Origin of the sequence: Chitinophaga sp. 22308 (assembly GCF_052045305.1) — a bacterium.
Classification (GTDB): Bacteria; Bacteroidota; Bacteroidia; order Chitinophagales; family Chitinophagaceae; genus Chitinophaga; species Chitinophaga varians_A.
On record NZ_JBQEOP010000007.1, the window covers coordinates 542432 to 558268 of the forward strand.

General features: G+C 50.2%; 12 protein-coding genes. 3 read left to right on the plus strand and 9 right to left on the minus strand.

Features of this window, described 5'->3' with window-relative positions:
• Positions 1–148: 148 nt before the first annotated feature.
• A complete protein-coding gene (locus tag ACTJJS_RS28305) occupies positions 149–1129 on the minus strand; it encodes an NAD-dependent epimerase/dehydratase family protein (RefSeq protein ID WP_440666864.1) in 981 nt (326 codons plus the stop codon).
• Positions 1130–1232: 103 nt separating this feature from the next.
• On the opposite strand from ACTJJS_RS28305, the gene ACTJJS_RS28310 reads away from it, so the two are divergent.
• Together ACTJJS_RS28310 and ACTJJS_RS28315 are read left to right on the plus strand one after the other, a co-directional pair.
• The gene (locus ACTJJS_RS28310; protein ID WP_440666866.1) at positions 1233–2186 is read left to right on the plus strand and encodes a helix-turn-helix transcriptional regulator; all 954 of its coding nucleotides are present in this window, start codon (positions 1233–1235) and stop codon (positions 2184–2186) included.
• A 150-nt stretch (positions 2187–2336) separates the two neighbouring features.
• On the plus strand, positions 2337–2783 hold the full coding sequence (locus ACTJJS_RS28315) for a hypothetical protein (protein ID WP_440666868.1): 447 nt from the start codon (positions 2337–2339) through the stop codon (positions 2781–2783).
• On the opposite strand, the gene ACTJJS_RS28320 is transcribed toward ACTJJS_RS28315, so the two are convergent.
• The 4 genes from ACTJJS_RS28320 to ACTJJS_RS28335 are packed head-to-tail and all read right to left on the minus strand — an operon-like array spanning position 2780 to position 8860.
• Positions 2780–3400 carry an alpha-ketoglutarate-dependent dioxygenase AlkB family protein gene (locus ACTJJS_RS28320; RefSeq protein ID WP_440666870.1) on the minus strand — a complete coding sequence of 207 codons (621 nt, stop codon included), beginning with the start codon at positions 3398–3400 and terminating at the stop codon, positions 2780–2782. The genes ACTJJS_RS28315 and ACTJJS_RS28320 overlap by 4 nt on opposite strands.
• Positions 3401–3406: 6 nt before the next feature.
• The gene (locus ACTJJS_RS28325) at positions 3407–6616 is read right to left on the minus strand and encodes an error-prone DNA polymerase (RefSeq protein WP_440666872.1); all 3210 of its coding nucleotides are present in this window, start codon (positions 6614–6616) and stop codon (positions 3407–3409) included.
• Positions 6617–6627: 11 nt separating this feature from the next.
• A complete protein-coding gene (locus ACTJJS_RS28330) occupies positions 6628–8109 on the minus strand; it encodes a Y-family DNA polymerase (RefSeq protein WP_440666874.1) in 1482 nt (493 codons plus the stop codon).
• A 16-nt stretch (positions 8110–8125) separates the two neighbouring features.
• Positions 8126–8860, minus strand: coding sequence for an ImuA family protein (locus tag ACTJJS_RS28335; protein WP_440666876.1), 735 nt, complete (start codon positions 8858–8860; stop codon positions 8126–8128).
• 70 nt (positions 8861–8930) lie between these two features.
• On the opposite strand from ACTJJS_RS28335, the gene ACTJJS_RS28340 reads away from it, so the two are divergent.
• Positions 8931–9755 (plus strand): XRE family transcriptional regulator, encoded by an 825-nt coding sequence (locus tag ACTJJS_RS28340; RefSeq protein ID WP_440666878.1) that lies wholly within the window; start codon positions 8931–8933, stop codon positions 9753–9755.
• Between the two features lie 91 nt (positions 9756–9846).
• Here the strand turns inward: ACTJJS_RS28340 and ACTJJS_RS28345 are convergent, their stop codons facing one another.
• The 4 genes from ACTJJS_RS28345 to ACTJJS_RS28360 form a co-directional block, all read right to left on the minus strand.
• The gene (locus ACTJJS_RS28345; protein ID WP_440666880.1) at positions 9847–12996 is read right to left on the minus strand and encodes a non-ribosomal peptide synthetase family protein; all 3150 of its coding nucleotides are present in this window, start codon (positions 12994–12996) and stop codon (positions 9847–9849) included.
• A 41-nt stretch (positions 12997–13037) separates the two neighbouring features.
• A complete protein-coding gene (locus ACTJJS_RS28350; RefSeq protein ID WP_440666882.1) occupies positions 13038–14267 on the minus strand; it encodes an aminotransferase class I/II-fold pyridoxal phosphate-dependent enzyme in 1230 nt (409 codons plus the stop codon).
• Between the two features lie 877 nt (positions 14268–15144).
• The gene (locus tag ACTJJS_RS28355; protein ID WP_440666883.1) at positions 15145–15345 is read right to left on the minus strand and encodes a class I lanthipeptide; all 201 of its coding nucleotides are present in this window, start codon (positions 15343–15345) and stop codon (positions 15145–15147) included.
• A gap of 100 nt (positions 15346–15445) precedes the next feature.
• On the minus strand, positions 15446–15667 hold the full coding sequence (locus ACTJJS_RS28360) for a class I lanthipeptide (RefSeq protein ID WP_211092782.1): 222 nt from the start codon (positions 15665–15667) through the stop codon (positions 15446–15448).
• Positions 15668–15837 lie beyond the last annotated feature (170 nt).

Consider the following 15837-nt stretch of genomic DNA (forward strand, 5'->3'; position numbering starts at 1 on the left):
CGTTTGGGATTGCAAATGTAGGATTAGTTTTTATTTAAACAAATTTTTTTGAAATATTTTTTCAAGACACTACCGTCAACCACTATACGTTTTCGTTACACTACCAGCTAAAACAGCCACCATAAACAGTATTAGCTGTTCTATTTTTTCATACCGGATAAGGGCCTTCTGTGAAAACAGTGCTGTGATAGCCTTTTGAACCGACCAATCGTGCCAGCGGACTGAATACGTCCTGCCCATTTTCCAGCGCTTCCAATGCCCTTCCGAAGTCATACTCCGGCTTCCATCCCAGGTCTTTCCTGGCCTTTGCGTTGTCATACACCCGGTCTATGACCGGCTGCATCTTCCATTGCAGGCGGGCATACAGCTTTTCAAATTCAGGGAAATAACGGCTTACCACCGCGGGCGCATCCTGTTGCAACGCCGGCATATCTTCTATGGAAAACGGCGTGGTTGCGCTGATGACATAACGATCAAAGCCAATATCCGCCGCGTTTTCCGCGGCCAACAAATGTGCCGTCACCACATCGGCCAGGTCTACCCTGCCAAACAGCAGTTCATTTACTTTCAGGTTCGTATCATCATAGGTCTCGCGTTTACTGCGGTCATCATCGATCTCCGGGAAAAACCGCGACGTCCGCAACACGATACAGGGCAACCCCTGCTTGCGGTAAAACAACCGGCATAGGTCTTCCGCGGCCACCTTGGTGATGCCATAAATATTTTTCGGCGATGGCGCCAACGCCGGCGTAACCCATACCGCCGGTCCACCCGGCACCGGCGCCATCGCCTCGCCAAACACACTGGTGGTACTGGTAAAAACGAAACGCCCCACTCCCGCCGCCACCGCCGCTTCCAACAGGCGTAATGTGCCGGTGATATTGGTATCAATGAACTGCTGTACGGAATGGGTGACCACATGTGGCTTATGCAATGTGGCCGCATGAAACACCACTGCTACGTCCTTCATACATGCCCGCACAAAATCAGTATCAGTGATGGAACCCACATGCGTTGTAAAAACACCGGCGATCTGATCGATGCCAATCACCTCATACCGCAGGTCCTGCAGGCTGCGCACCAGTGCTTCCCCCAAATGGCCGGAACTTCCGGTAACTAAAACACGCATATCATTTAAAGATTTTATCATTCTAAAATTTGGTCATCAAAGATAGCAGGAACAGCCGGTGACGGATATTGATTTACGAAGTAAAAATACTGATCTTTGCAGTATGCCATACACGATTAGCGGAAACGCCTATAAAGAAATTGCAGCCAGAAGGTTTTCCGACGGCCGCCGCTTCGATCATTTCGAGCACAGCACCTTTGCCTTACCGTATGTACGGCACCAGGTACAGCATTCCTTTAACCAGGACTTTGGCATTATACAGTTCAGGGCCGACTTTGAACGGGACATCACTGTGCAACAGGTAAAAGGAGATATTCCTCACGTAAGCCTTCATTTTCAGCTCAAAGGCAATTCCCGCGCCGACTTCAAAGGGCTTGCCCCACAACCGCTGCAGGCAGGGGAATTTAACGTATATGCCTCTGACAATTTTCTGTCAGACCTTCACTTCAACACCCAACAAGGGTTTGAATACCTCGCCATTACCTTCCGGCAGTCTTTTCTCCAAACTGTGCTGTCACAGTTTACTGTTCCTCCGATGGATATTATCCGGCAACTGGCATCCGGTGCTACTTTCGCACTCTCTCCCACGGCCATGCGCGTTACACCCGAGATACAGCTGGCTTTGCGGTCATTGGTAAACCCTCCGGTGTCCGACAACCTGTTGCCGCTATATCGCCACAACAAGGTAACGGAAATCATCACATTGCTGTTTTCCGATCTTTATCCGGGACCTCGTCCGGCTTTTCAGCAAGAGATGAAAGACATCTATCATTACATTCTTGCTCACTTTGCCGATGTTCAGTCCCTCGCGGACGTGGCCCGGCATTTTTCCTTAACGGAATATCAGATCAAACAACAGTTACGGCTGCAATATGGCACCACCTTTTATGAGCTGGTACAGGAACGTAAAATGGCGCATGCCATGCAACTACTGCTGCAAACCGATATGCATGTCAATGAAATAGCCTGGCAGATGGGCTACAGCAACGCCAGTAATTTTATCCAGGCGTTTAAAAGAAGATTTGGCACTACTCCCCGGAACCTCAAACTACTTTGATTATAACTGACGCTTTGATTAGCGGAGATGACCAGGTGGATTTTCAAAAATCACCTGCGAATGTTGACCCACAGTAAGCGAATAATAAACAATTGTTGTTTGTTTATGTCGATGACCGACTTTTGTGCCCATTAAACCACCCTTCTGCTGATGAAGAAAATATTTATCCTGATGGCCTTTGTAATGCTGTTTTGCGCCTGGAAAGCCACTGCGCAGGAAGCCCGCACACCGCAGCTCTATGAAGGCACCATCGATGGCAAACTGTCCATTACCCTGTATTTGGTCTCTGTACCGCGCGAATGTGGAGGAGATCCCTATTACCAGTGCATTTACCGTTACAATAAAAACAAAGACAATGAATGGCTGTCACTGAATGTAGAGTACAACCAGCAAAATCAGTTCATCATGGTGGAGCACCGGTTTTCCGGCGTAATGATACTGCAGAAAAATGCTGAAGGTTTTTCCGGCATCTGGATTCACCCTAACGGCACAACGCAGAAAAAGGTAATACTCAGGAAAACACATCTTCCGAAAACAGACATCAAAAAATACGAGGACTACATGGACAAAACCTTCTACAACACGGACGACTGTTAAGGAATATACGGGGGCGCCGTAGTATTGCCTACTTTCCTGAAAGTAAGGTTGATCCTGGCTTTCATGGCTTTAGCAGACTTCGCGATGCGATGCTCCCAATACTTTTGCAGGTCACCTTTCATCAGTAACAGGGAGCCATGTTGTAGCTTGATCGAATAGCGGCGGCGGTGATCGTCTTTACTGCGAAAATCAAAGTTACGTTCCTCTCCCAGGCTGATGGATGCGATTTCTGTTTTTAATCCCGGTACCGTGTCCTTGTCCGAGTGCCAAGCCACCGAATCGTTATTATCCCGGTAATAATTCAGCAAAACGCCATCGAAAACGATGCCGGTGTGCGCTTCCACTTTCACCTTCAGCGCCAGCAGCGCAGAAGGCCAGGGCAGCACCGGACGCTGGTCGCCGCTTCGTATAGGCTCACTGCCAAACCAGGCAGACAGCCGCGGCGTGAGCACTTCCTTTTCATACATCATCACTTTGCTTTGTTGCCAGGGAACGGTGCTGAGCAATTGTTCCAGCAACTGATCACTTTCTTCCCTGCTCAGAAAGGCGGGATGGTATGTTATCAAATCCTCCGGCAGCATCAGCAGGCTGCCATCATCAAATAATTTCAGTTGCATGATTCTCTATTTAAAATTCCTGCCTTTCGGGAAAAGCTCTGCCTGTATCATTTTAGGCGCAGGCTTTTTAGCGGCGGCAGGCACGTTATCACTATAAGACGCATTCATCAGGTGCTCTTCGTCCGTAGGCAACGACAGCTGGTTCAGCAGCGCATTGCAGTTATAACACTTTTTAATGACGACATGTGTCACACTCCCTTCCCGCTGCAATTTTCCTTCCACCATCAGCAGCCGGGACGTTACAATTTCTTTTCTGAAACGTTCAAAAATTTTGGCAAAAGCCACCAGGTTGGCACTGCCGGTTTCATCTTCGATGGTAATAAAACAGATACCGCTGGCTGTTCCCGGCCGTTGGCGTACCAGTACCAGTCCGGCCACACGCAAAGGCGTTCCGTCCGGCCACTGGTCCAGCTCCCTGATGGACAGGACATTTTGTTTGAACAACTGCCGGCGTACAAAACTTACCGGATGGGCTTTGAGGGATAAAGCCATGGCCGCGTAATCCTGCACCACATGTTCTGAGGGCGTCATCAGCGGCAGCCGCACCGGCGCTTCACTGGCGCTTTCCGAAGGCTGGCCTTCAAAGAGCGCATGCGGACGGTCTGCCAAAGCAGACACTTCCCATAAAGCCCTGCGACGGTCCATTTTCATGGAACGGAAAGCATCAGCGTCTGCGAGCCGCTCCAGCGTGCTTAAAGTCACGCCGGCATCCATGATGGAATGTATATTTACATAAGGCGCTGTCCGCGCTGCTATCAACCGTTCCATCTCTTCCTGGCCTAATCCCTTTACCTGCCGGAATCCCAGTCTCAGCGCCCGGTATTTGCCGGCGTGTTCTTCGAGGGTATTGTCCCACTGCGAATGATTTACATCTACCGGACGTACGATCACCCCATGATTGCGTGCATCGGTCACCAGCTGCGAAGGGGCATAGAAACCCATCGGCTGGCTGTTCAGCAAGGCACAGGCGAAAACATCCGGGTAATAACATTTGATCCAGCAGGAAACATATACCAGTAAAGCAAAGCTGGCAGCATGACTTTCAGGGAAACCATAAGAACCGAAGCCTTCCAGTTGTTTGAATATACGTTCGGCGAATTCCTGCTGGTAGCCTTTTTTCACCATGCCGCTGACCAGTTTCTCCCGCCATTTTGCAATTTGTCCGTGTGCCTTGAAAGTGGCCATGCTGCGGCGAAGGCCGTCTGCTTCCGCAGCCGTGAAATTTGCGGCCACCATGGCTATTTCCATGGCTTGCTCCTGAAACAGAGGCACCCCTTTGGTCCGGCTGAGAATTGCCTTCAATTCTTCAGAAGGATAGTCTTCCGGTTCTTCACCGTTTCGCCTGCGCAGATAAGGATGCACCATGTCGCCCTGAATAGGCCCGGGCCTTACAATAGCCACTTCAATTACCAGGTCATAAAAATTACGGGGCTTCAATCTTGGTAGCATCGACATTTGCGCTCGGCTTTCGATCTGAAAAACGCCAATCGTGTCTGCTTTACAAATCATGTCATAAACAGCCTTATCATCTTCCGGAATGTTAGCCAAATTCCTATGTTCATCGTAATGCCGCAGGAGCAAGTCAAACGCTTTGCGAATACAGGTCAGCATGCCCAGGGCCAGCACGTCTACTTTCAGGAAGCCCAGCGCTTCAATATCATCCTTGTTCCATTCAATATTGGTGCGGCCTTCCATCCTGGCGTTGAGGATAGGGCAAAGATCAGACAGCTGATGCTGCGTGATCACAAATCCGCCTGTATGTTGCCCCAGCTGACGTGGGAAACCAATGTACTGCTCTGTCAGTTCCAGCACTTTCATCAGCACCGGGTCTTTCGCTTTAAACCCTTCGCTGGTGGCCGTATTGCCTTCCATCCATTCCTCCGTGAATTCATAGCCCGATTTAGCCAGGTGGTCCACCGCGTCCATAGACAGGCCCATGGCCTTTCCCACGTCACGCACGGCGCCTTTCCAGTGTACCTGTGTAACGGTGGCCACAATGCCTGCCCTGTCGCGCCCGTATTTGGCGTAGACATATTGAATCACTTCTTCGCGGCGCTCGTGCTCAAAGTCCACGTCTATGTCCGGCGCTTCATCCCTGGCATCTGACATAAAGCGGGCAAACAACAGGTTGACCGTCTGAGGGTTAATAGAAGTAATACCGAGGCAGTAACACACCACCGAGTTGGCCGCAGATCCGCGCCCCTGGCATAAAATATCCTGACTTCTCGCGAAGCGCACCAGGTCATATACTGTCAGAAAATACGCCGCATAGTTTTTCCGGGCCATAAAAGAAAGCTCTTCCCGGATAGTGTGCTCCACTTTCTGCGGAACACCATCCGGGAACCGTTCTGTTGCGCCCTGCCAGGTCAGCATCTCCAGCTCTTCCTGTGGCGTCCGGCCTTCTGTGGTTATTTCTTCCGGGTAAACATATTCAAGGCTGTCCAGCGAAAACCGGCAGGCAGCCGCTATTTCCTGCGCACAGGCCAATGCCTGCGGATAACGGCGGAACAAACGCCGCATCTCCGCGATCGGTTTCAGGTAACGCTCCGCATTCTGGTACAGCCGAAACCCTGCATTATGAATGGTGCATTTTTCCCGGACGCAGGTCACAATGTCCTGCAACTCCCGCCGTTCCGGCGCGTGATAGTACACGTCGTTTGTGGCCACCATCGAGATATGCAGCTCTTCACAGTACTGTGCGATACGGTACAGTTTCTTACCATCATCTCCCCGGTAAGACCAGCATGCCGCCATGTATAATTCCGATTTGAAATGCTGCCGGTATTCCCTCGCGGCCCTTTTAAAATCAACATCAAAATCAAATTCGCCATTTAATACAGGGGGCGGTATCATCACGAATTTGATGCCCTCTGCATATTGGTAGACATCTCTTTTATAAAGCTCACATTTGCCTTTCTCTGTACGAAGGTTACCGGTAGATAACAGGGCTGACAAACGGCCATAGGCGGACCTGTCAGTCGGATAAGCCAATAAGGGCGGACCGTCCTGCAAATCCAGCCGGCAGGCAGGGATGATCCGTATATTTTTTCCTCTTGCCGCTGCATGTGCCCGCACAATACCAGCCAGCGTATTATGATCGGTAATAGCGATGGCCGTATAACCCAGGCTGACGGCCTGTTCCACCAGCTCTTCCGGATGAGAGGCCCCCCGCAAAAAACTAAAGTTCGTTGTGATTTGTAATTCCGTATATCCCATACCGTTACTGTTCACGCAAAGTATCCATGTATAAACCATTCCGGCTTATGCTCCCCATAATGCCCGGAGCGAAACAACCAATACCTGCCTCCTTCTTCATCTTCCACCTGGTAATAATCCCTTTGTAATCCTTTTTCAATCCACCATTCGCGTTCTATCCTTTCCGGCCCGTCGGCCTTTACCACCTTATGGATTTTACCTTTATGAATAAAAAGCATCGGCGGATAGTCCGGGATTGGTGCAGACACCTCGATGCGCACCGGTGCGCCCAGCAGGCTTACCGGCCGTACCAGATGTTCCGGCCATGCTACTGCTGCCGCTTCGTGCACATCGTTTGTTTGCCTGATGGAACGTTCCGGCCAGTGGTGTTCTTCCGGCAGGTAACGGTGAATGGCAGCAGTGCCGATACGGCTCTCCAGCCGGTCCAGCAGTTTGGTCACCGCATCTTTTTTGCCGCAGGTGTCCAGGTCCCACAGCCGTTCCTGTTGCGTTGTCAAACCCTCCACCACCGGCGCTTCCATGACAAACAGCTCAATGCCCAGGTCCGGCTCGATCGTGTCTATTTTTAATTCAAACAACCGGAACAGGTGTTCCAGGTTGCGCACGGGGCTGTTGGTGCCGATCTCCACCTGTTGCAGCCCGCCATCTGTGCGGTAACACAGAAGCCTTGCCTTACGCAGCCCTTTTTCTTCCTGCTGCAACCGTTGACAAATTGCTTCCAGCAGCTTCCGGATGGCCACTTCAATTCCCGGGGCGGTACGTATCGGGTCAAAGCAGGGAAGCCGCTCCACATAAGGATCGGGAGGCTGTACCGGCACCAGTGGTTCCGGTATGGTGCCCAGCACTTTGCCGAGGCGTTCCAGTACCGGTACACCGAAGCGCCGCCGCAATACGGCCGGGGGCATGTCCATAAACAGCCCGATCCGTGTAAGGCCTAATTTCCGCAGGCGGTCTGTTATAGCCTGTTCCAGCCGTAGCGCTTCCGGCGGCAGGTCCCGCATCACAGCGGCCTGGCCTCCCGGCGCAATCACCGGATGCGTAGTACCATAGCGGGCCACCGCCCAGGCCGCCGCCATGGTGTCTGCAATGGCAGCACGCACATGATAGCCACCGGCCTGCAGCCTGGTGACGATATTTTCAAAGTAGGCGTCTTCTCCTCCCCACAAATGCGTGCAGCCACTGATGTCCAGTACAAGGCCGTCAGGCCCGTCTATCCCTGTGACGGGTGTAAAACGGTAACACCAGATGGCCAGGGATACGAGCAATTTATCCTGGGAAGGATCTTCATCATAATATAACAGGTCCGGATATACGGCCCTGGCATCTGCCAGCACTGTTCCCGGCAGAATGCCCAGCTGGCCGGCCTCCCGGCTGACAGACCGGATAACGGTCCTGCCCCGCTCCGGCGCCACCAATACAAAAGGCTGCTGCCGGAGCCCCGGATAACGCAGCGCCAGCCGGTCGGCCGCCAGATGACGAAACCAGACTGCCATGTAACGCTTCATACGATTAACCAGCTTTGATATAAATATTTTGTTCTTCCATACTTTCCATACCTCCCGGCTGAAACTGTTGCCCGTCCCACGTTATCTGCCAACTGCCCGGCTTCCCGTTGCGGACTTTTAACAGCGCCACCTGCCATTGCGGATATCCTACGCCCGGCAGCCCTTCCTCCATAAGACTGGCCACCGGCGTGATCATCCACCGGGTAGTGCAAACAGTGTTCTCCACGCTACGCGGACGGTGCCGGTGCAACAGGCAGGGCACCCCGCTTTTCTCTATGGCCAGCTGAAGACGTCGCAATGCAACAGGATGAATGTCCGGCACCTCTCCCACCACGGCCGCCAGTGCATTACATTTCAGACATTCTTCCACCACCCATAGCATCTCTTTCTCTGATACCAGGTCTATAAAAATGATCCTGTCCGGCACCAGGCAAAATGTTTTTAATCCCGGTGGAAACAGCGTTCGGTGGGCCCCCACCCATACCGCCATTTCCGGGCCTTTCATGATACGGCTCAGCAGTCCTGCCATGAACCCCAGCGTGGCAGCTGCCGTTTCACTATTATGACTGATGAATTCATGGGTGCCGCGGAAAGGGAAACAATGCCCCGGAAATGCCACGTTCAAAGGGCCCAGGTCGGGATGATCATTGTAATGGGATGAAAATACAGTCCCCCCTGAAGAAAGAATTTCCCCTCTCAGCCTGGCTATCACCTCATTTCTTTCAGCTGACTGTTTCATATTTCAAAAAGTTGACTTATATTTGGCATTAATAATGCCAATATACTGGCAGTAATAATGCCAAAAAAATATGAAAGAACAAAATAATTTTTGGGCCGCTAACCTGAAATTTCTCCGTAACCGGAAAAAGATGACACAGGATGACCTGGCCACCGCCCTACAATTTACCCGTACCAAATTAAAGGCATTGGAAACCGGCGCCACCCGTAACCCTCCACTGGAAGACCAGGTGCTGATATCAGATTTTTTTAAGGTTGACATCGACACTTTTGTACGCCTCGACCTGTCTCAATTGGGAGAACTGCATCTGCGGGAACTGGAAGCCGGGGACATGAGTTATGTGACTGGAAAAAAGATGCGGGTGCTGGCCACCACCATCACACCAGACAACAAAGAACAAGTGGAAATGGTATCTCATAGCGTGCAGGCCGGGTACACCGCTGGCTATGCCGATCCGGATTATATCTCCAGCCTCCCGGTGTTTCATATGCCGCAGCTCCCGGCAGACCGGAAGTTCCGGATGTTCCCTGTTAAAGGAGAATCCATGCTCCCCGTTCCGGAAGGCGCTTATGTGATCGTAGAATATATACAGGACTGGTCTGCCCTGAAAGACGGCACTCCCTGCGTGGTGATCACCAAAAACGAAGGCATCGTTTTTAAAGTCGTTTATAACCGTATTCAACAAAACGGCCTGTTACACCTGGTGTCACTGAATCCGTTGTTCAAACCTTATGATCTTCCGGTAAGTGAAGTACTGGAAATGTGGAAATACCACAGCTACTGGACAAACACGGACTTGTCGCCACAGTCTGATATGGACGCTATTTTGCAGGCATTGGGGAAACTGGACGCGAAAGTAGACAAGCTGGTGTCTAACACGGACACCATCAGCTAAAAGCAGCTGCTTGCATTCTGGCCTGGTAAGTGCCGGGGTGGCATCACATAAAAAAGAGGGTGCCTTTTGAGGCACCCTCTTTGTACATCCACTATTTTTTCATGACCTTTTCCGAAGCAGTTATCTCAAGGAAATCAAGATAGGCTGCCATCACTTCGTCCGTTATTTGGGACGGCGCGATATCACTGCCTTTTAAAAACGTGAGGGTATTGTCACAATGAAAATGATAGCTGTTCTGGTAGACCTCTACGAGAGAGCGCCCGTCCTGCACTTCGTCGGTAAACAGGCTTAAATAAGGATAAAAGATATCTTCCTCATTATTCTTCCACAACTCCATCCACTCACGGTAGCAGACAGCTTTGAGATCAAATCCGAAATTCTTCTTTAAGCGGCTGAAAAACGTAATCCAATCCACGTCATCTTCCACCCGCGGCGTAAGATGAAATTTCCTGCCAATGGCTTCCGGCTGGCTTGTGATATGAACCATGGCTTTACACACATAATCTACTGTCACCAGCTCTTCTTTTATACCAACGGCCAACGGATAGGCCTTGTGTCTTATACAGTTCCGGACCAGCATGGACCACATCTGGTCCAACCCGTTGGCGCCCGTTTGGCTATGGCTCATCACAAACCCCAGCCTGAAGAGCACTGTCGGAAGACCTTGGGAGGCTGCCAGTGCCAGTATTTGCTCCATCACCCATTTGGTTTTGGCATATCCCATGTCCTTTTGTATATACTTCAGTCCCGGCATAATACTGTCATCTTCCGCTCTGAAGTATTGCTGCGTATCGTATGACTGCCAGCCAAATACCGCCACGGTAGACAATAGCGCCAGACACTTGAGTTTCCTGGCAGCCGCCAGGCGGATGATCTCATTGAGGCCGCCGATATTCGACCCTTTCATATAATTGTATGGCTCGATATAGCTGACAGAGCTGCCAGAATGATAAATGATATCAATCACCTCACAAAGCTCATTGAACTGTTCATCAGGTATCCCCAGCTGATATTGCGTCAGGTCACCGGCCACCGCTTTTATCCGGCTTTCAACAAATTGTTCGTCCGGGATGCGGTTGTTCCTGAAAACGGTCCGTATTCTTTCCAACGCCGCACTTTCATCAGCTGCACGTACAAGGCAATAGATATTCGCCTTAGTGGACGTCAACAATTCAGCCAGCAGATGGCAGCCTACAAAACCGGTAGCGCCGGTGAGGAAGATATTTTCAGGGTTCCTGATGGACCGGGGATCTATGGCCCCTTCTATCGTAATATCAGGAGAAAGATATACATCGCTGAGCAGGTAGTTGTCATCCCTTTTCGCCTCCGCCATCTTTTCATCTCCGGTAAGTCCGGCTCTGATTCTGGCCGCCAGCGCCTCGATGGTCACATAGTCAAACAGTTCCGGCAGCGTGATTTTAGTCCGGAAAACAGCAGGCAGTCTTTTGTACACCTGTGTGATGAGAATGGAGTGCCCTCCCAGCTCAAAGAAGTTGTCCGACACGTTGATATCTTTTTGTTGCAACACTTCGCTCCATATCGCTTTAATCACCTGTTCACAGGCATGAAAGCTTACTCCTTCGGGGAAAATGGCTTCTATTATTTCACGCGACTGAAGGTTCAGTGCCTGTTTGTCTATTTTGCCATGGGCATTCACCGGCAGTTTATCCAGGAAGAGAAAAGCCGAAGGCACCATTTGCGCAGGCAGCTCCAGCTGCAGGGCCTTTCTTATCTCCTGGGTCACCTGTTGATTCCGCTCCCCTTGCAGTTTACCTTCCTGATGCACTATACAGGCCAGCAATGTCCGTTCATCGTATTTATCTTCCTGTACAATAACAACCGCCTGCACCACTCCCGGAAGGCCGGACAGTACGTTCTCCACTTCGCTCAGTTCAATACGCACGCCCCGGATTTTCACCTGGGTATCATTTCTGCCGAGGAACTCGACATTTCCATCCGGTAAATAACGGGCTAGATCACCTGTTTTATATATCCTTTTCCAGTCGTGTGCTATCTCTTCCTCAGTGACAAACGGATTCGCCAGGAACTTCTCCCTTGTTAATTCCGGAAGCCGCCAATAACCGCGGGCAACTTGTGCCCCGCCGATATATAGCTCTCCGGGTTGTCCGATCGGCACTACCTGCATATGGGCGTCCAGAATATAAAAGCTGCTATTCGCATTGGGCCGGCCAATAGTCGTAGCGGGATGATCATCATCGTATACAAAGTAGCTTACCAGGATAGTAGCTTCAGTAGGCCCATAGCCATTTACCAGCCGCACGCGGTTTTTCCATCTTCTCACTACCGGCTCAGGGCATGCTTCCCCGCCCACACAAATTACTTTAAGCGCACCCATGCTATCATGCACAGGAAGCGTGGCCAATACAGAAGGAGAGATAAATGGCAGCACGGATATTTCATGTTCCGTTATAAACCGCCACAGTTCATCCCCTACGATACGATTGTCGGGATACAGGTATAACGTAGCTCCCATTGTGAGCGGCAGCCATAAGTCCGTTGCAGAGGCATCGAATCCTGTGGAGGTAAACTGTAACGCTCTGGCGGCACTATCCAACTGCAAATATCCGCCGTAGCACTGCATAAAGTTGGCGACCTGCTCATGCTCTACCATTACGCCTTTAGGTCTGCCGGTGGTACCGGATGTGTAAATCACATATATCAGGCTTTGAGGTGTAATGGCCGCTGACGTAAAGTCAATGGGCAGGCCCCTGACGGAGGCCATGGTATGCTCACCGTCAGTAAGCACAATATGGCCATTGTACGCCGCAAAACTATTTTCAAAGCGGGAAGAGGTAATCAGCACCGGCGCCGCGGCATCCTTCAGCATATATTCCAGACGGGCTTTAGGATGACTGGTGTCCAATGGCACATATGCGCCGCCAGCCTTCAGGATGGCCAGCATACAAACAATTTTTTCAACAGACTGCTCTATACAGAAAGCCACGAGGCTTCCTGCCTTCACCCCCGACTGCTGCAGATAGTGAGCCCACTGGTTGCTGATTTCATTCAGCGCTTTATAGGTAAGGCTTTTCTCTCCCAGCACCAGCGCTACTTTTTCCGGCGTCGCCCGGGCCTGCCGCTCAATCAAATGTACCAATGATGCATCTTTATCAAAAGGCGTAATGGTGTTATTGAAATCGCGAAGAATTTTTTGCCGCTCATCACTACTGATCAGGAAGGAACCGGTCTGTTTGTCAGACATTTCATTAAAGGTTTTCATACATTTAAGTTTCAACAGGAGTAAACAAAAAATCACAGGGGTTATTTTCCCTGTATAACATCAAGGGAAGCGCAGATTTCTGCTACTGCGTCATCTATTTGTTCAATGGTATGTGTAGCCATCAGCTGTAAACGGATTCTTGCTTCCGACAAGGGGACCACGGGATACTCCACAATCATGGCAGCTATGTCTTTTTCCATCAGGAGGCCGTGGGACATTCTGGCATCACGCTCACCGCCTACCGGCAGTAATACAATGGGCGCCGGAATGCCAAGGCAGGTACGGTTTTTCTCAAGAAAGCGGGTCCTCATGTGCAGAGAATTTCTCAACGACAATTTTCTCAGCCTGTCTCCTTCAGGGGAAGTGATAATGCGGCATGCCTCCAAGACAGAGGCTGTTTGTACCGGGGAAATCGCATTGGAGAATAGATACGGGCCTGCATACATCTTCAGGTATTCTTTCACGGCCGCAGAATGAGTGGCGATGAAACCACCATTGGAGGCAAACGTTTTTGAGAAACTGCCGATTACCAGGTCAGCTTTTCCCTTCATGCCTTGTATGCCCAGCTGGCCGCTGCCCTCAGGCCCCATAGCGCCGAGATCATGCGCCACATCTATCAGCAGTGACGCTCCGAATTCATGACAGATGTCCTGCAGTGCACGGATATCGGGGGTATCTGCGTTCATGGAGAATATACCCTCCGACACCACCAGTATACCGCTCCGCGTGTCTTCTGCCCGGATAGATGCCAGCATCTTCCTGACCAGCTGATGGTCCAGATGGTCAAACTTCAATACGTTAGCGGTGGCTGCATAAGCGCCCTGCCGCAAGCATGCGTGCGCCAGTTTGTCCATCACAACATAGTCATGTTTGCCTACAAGACCAATGAGGCTGCTAAACCCTGCCGCCCAGCCGGTAGGGAAGACAAGTACATGTTCCATTCCGGTTAATTGTTGCAGCGCTTCTTCCAACTTCAGCACTAGGTCTGTTTGTCCCATGAACATTGGTGATCCGGCGCTGTGTAGGCCATACCGGTGCAAGGCTTCCGCTGCCGCGTTTATTACCTCCGGATGAGTACTCAGTCCAAGGTAATCCTGAGAGGCGAAATTGACGCCGGCCATCCGCCGGCCACCGGCATCCACCGCTGTGATCAGTGGCCCCGGGCGCGATTGCTGCGTCCGGCAATACTGCCAGGTCTCTGTCCTGATCCGGCTTTCTACCCAGGAATAATACTCATCCGCCCGGGATAAAATATTACTCCCCTTTGGCATGGAAAAGTCAGCGGTTGATCTTGAAAGTGCGCTTTCAAGATCAGTGCTATTCTTTAAATAAGGTGCACTCATGGAATTTATTTTTAGATGAATAAATAAATGCGCGGCGTTACGGAAATGAAGTTTCCGGTAACCGGATACGGTCACAAAGGAAGCATTGGGGCAGATGCAGGAAATTATTGGCTCTACAGCCTTAGGATATCAAGGGTTTTACAGGTTTACAAAGGACAAGCGTTACACCCACGCGGAACCGGGTCAACAAACAGGGTACGCGCTTTTTTCTTCTTCTTTGACAAAACTAAAAACAATAACTGCAAAGTGTCTTCAGATGAAGACTGCGAAAAACAGATATCAAGCCACCTCTGCGGGTGACTTGATACATAATGGCTACAATGACTTCAACAGGCAGTAACCGGACAGAAAACTTTATGTGTCCTGCATACGTCCGGTACAGAACGAAACAGGACGCAACACATACAGATGATATTTCACCTATCCGATCAGCATATCTTTGAAATGCAGGTACGAACACAGGTTATAGCACCAGGGTCCCGGGAAGGGCATTCGAACCGGGTACAGAAGCAACTTCCCTGACAGGTAGTATCGGGCGTGGTTGCCCCGCCTGTTATTGTTCCCTGTGATAAACTGCTGATCACTTCCTTGTGAAGTGATATTTTAGCGAGATGTAGTTTTCTCTTTTTCATAACGAAACTATTTTTAGTACATCATAAATTTCGGGCCTCTGTCTGCATAAAACGTGCAGCAGTTTGACCTTACAGTTATTTCGTGCTGACCAGACGATATCGACACAACAAAGGGTTACACAAGGTGCAACCCTTTTAAATTCACGCTACTGTTCAGATTACCCGTTATGTCATCAGCATGCTGTAACCGGGCAGGAAACATCCTGTGTCTGGCACACATCCAGTATGGAACAGAAACAGCTTGCGAAACAGGTTTTAAGACAGGTTTGTTCGCGTACAGTGACGGCTCCGCCTACTATTTTGTCCTGGGACAAATCACTGATCACCTCTTTGTTGAGAGAGAGTTTGGAAAGATTCACTTTTTTCTTTTTCATAACGGATTTTTTCCGGGTTAAATAATAACTGAATTATCAGGTAACATCATGGGCACCGCAACGGACTTGTTGGCAGGCAGGTAAGAATACAGGAGCTCGCTTATTCAACCGGGCACAATTGGGTTACGCCGCATACTATAAGGCAGGAAAGCTTGGGCTGAGTTTGAGGCTGACAGTCGAAGACACTACAAAGACAGCTTTCAAGACATGATTTAAAACAGGTGTTCGCAGTGGCGCCCCCTGTTATTTTTTCCTGGGATAAATTACTAATCACTTCTTTGTTGAGCGACAGTTTGGTGAGATTTACCTTTCTTTTTTTCATAACGGAATATTTTAGATGAAATATAAAATTCGCGTTTGCGCCTGCATAAATTATGCAGTAGCAGCGTTTTTTACCTTTAAAAGGAGTTTATCTTTTTACTGCAATCATGTTTCACCGCAATCACGTTACCATGCTCTTTTTATAATTTGATCAATGAAAAACCTGGTAGC

What these genes read in the sequence shown, in the direction of transcription:
- ACTJJS_RS28335 (WP_440666876.1), bottom strand. Translation starts at nt 8,860, where the DNA reads ATGAAACAGTCAGCTGAAAGAAATGAGGTGATAGCCAGGCTGAGAGGG.
- ACTJJS_RS28310 (WP_440666866.1), top strand. Translation starts at nt 1,233, where the DNA reads ATGCCATACACGATTAGCGGAAACGCCTATAAAGAAATTGCAGCCAGA.
- ACTJJS_RS28315 (WP_440666868.1), top strand. Translation starts at nt 2,337, where the DNA reads ATGAAGAAAATATTTATCCTGATGGCCTTTGTAATGCTGTTTTGCGCC.
- ACTJJS_RS28340 (WP_440666878.1), top strand. Translation starts at nt 8,931, where the DNA reads ATGAAAGAACAAAATAATTTTTGGGCCGCTAACCTGAAATTTCTCCGT.
- ACTJJS_RS28320 (WP_440666870.1), bottom strand. Translation starts at nt 3,400, where the DNA reads ATGCAACTGAAATTATTTGATGATGGCAGCCTGCTGATGCTGCCGGAG.
- ACTJJS_RS28325 (WP_440666872.1), bottom strand. Translation starts at nt 6,616, where the DNA reads ATGGGATATACGGAATTACAAATCACAACGAACTTTAGTTTTTTGCGG.
- ACTJJS_RS28355 (WP_440666883.1), bottom strand. Translation starts at nt 15,345, where the DNA reads ATGAAAAAGAAAAAAGTGAATCTTTCCAAACTCTCTCTCAACAAAGAG.
- ACTJJS_RS28345 (WP_440666880.1), bottom strand. Translation starts at nt 12,996, where the DNA reads ATGAAAACCTTTAATGAAATGTCTGACAAACAGACCGGTTCCTTCCTG.
- ACTJJS_RS28330 (WP_440666874.1), bottom strand. Translation starts at nt 8,109, where the DNA reads ATGGCAGTCTGGTTTCGTCATCTGGCGGCCGACCGGCTGGCGCTGCGT.
- ACTJJS_RS28305 (WP_440666864.1), bottom strand. Translation starts at nt 1,129, where the DNA reads ATGCGTGTTTTAGTTACCGGAAGTTCCGGCCATTTGGGGGAAGCACTG.
- ACTJJS_RS28360 (WP_211092782.1), bottom strand. Translation starts at nt 15,667, where the DNA reads ATGAAAAAAAGAAAGGTAAATCTCACCAAACTGTCGCTCAACAAAGAA.
- ACTJJS_RS28350 (WP_440666882.1), bottom strand. Translation starts at nt 14,267, where the DNA reads ATGCCAAAGGGGAGTAATATTTTATCCCGGGCGGATGAGTATTATTCC.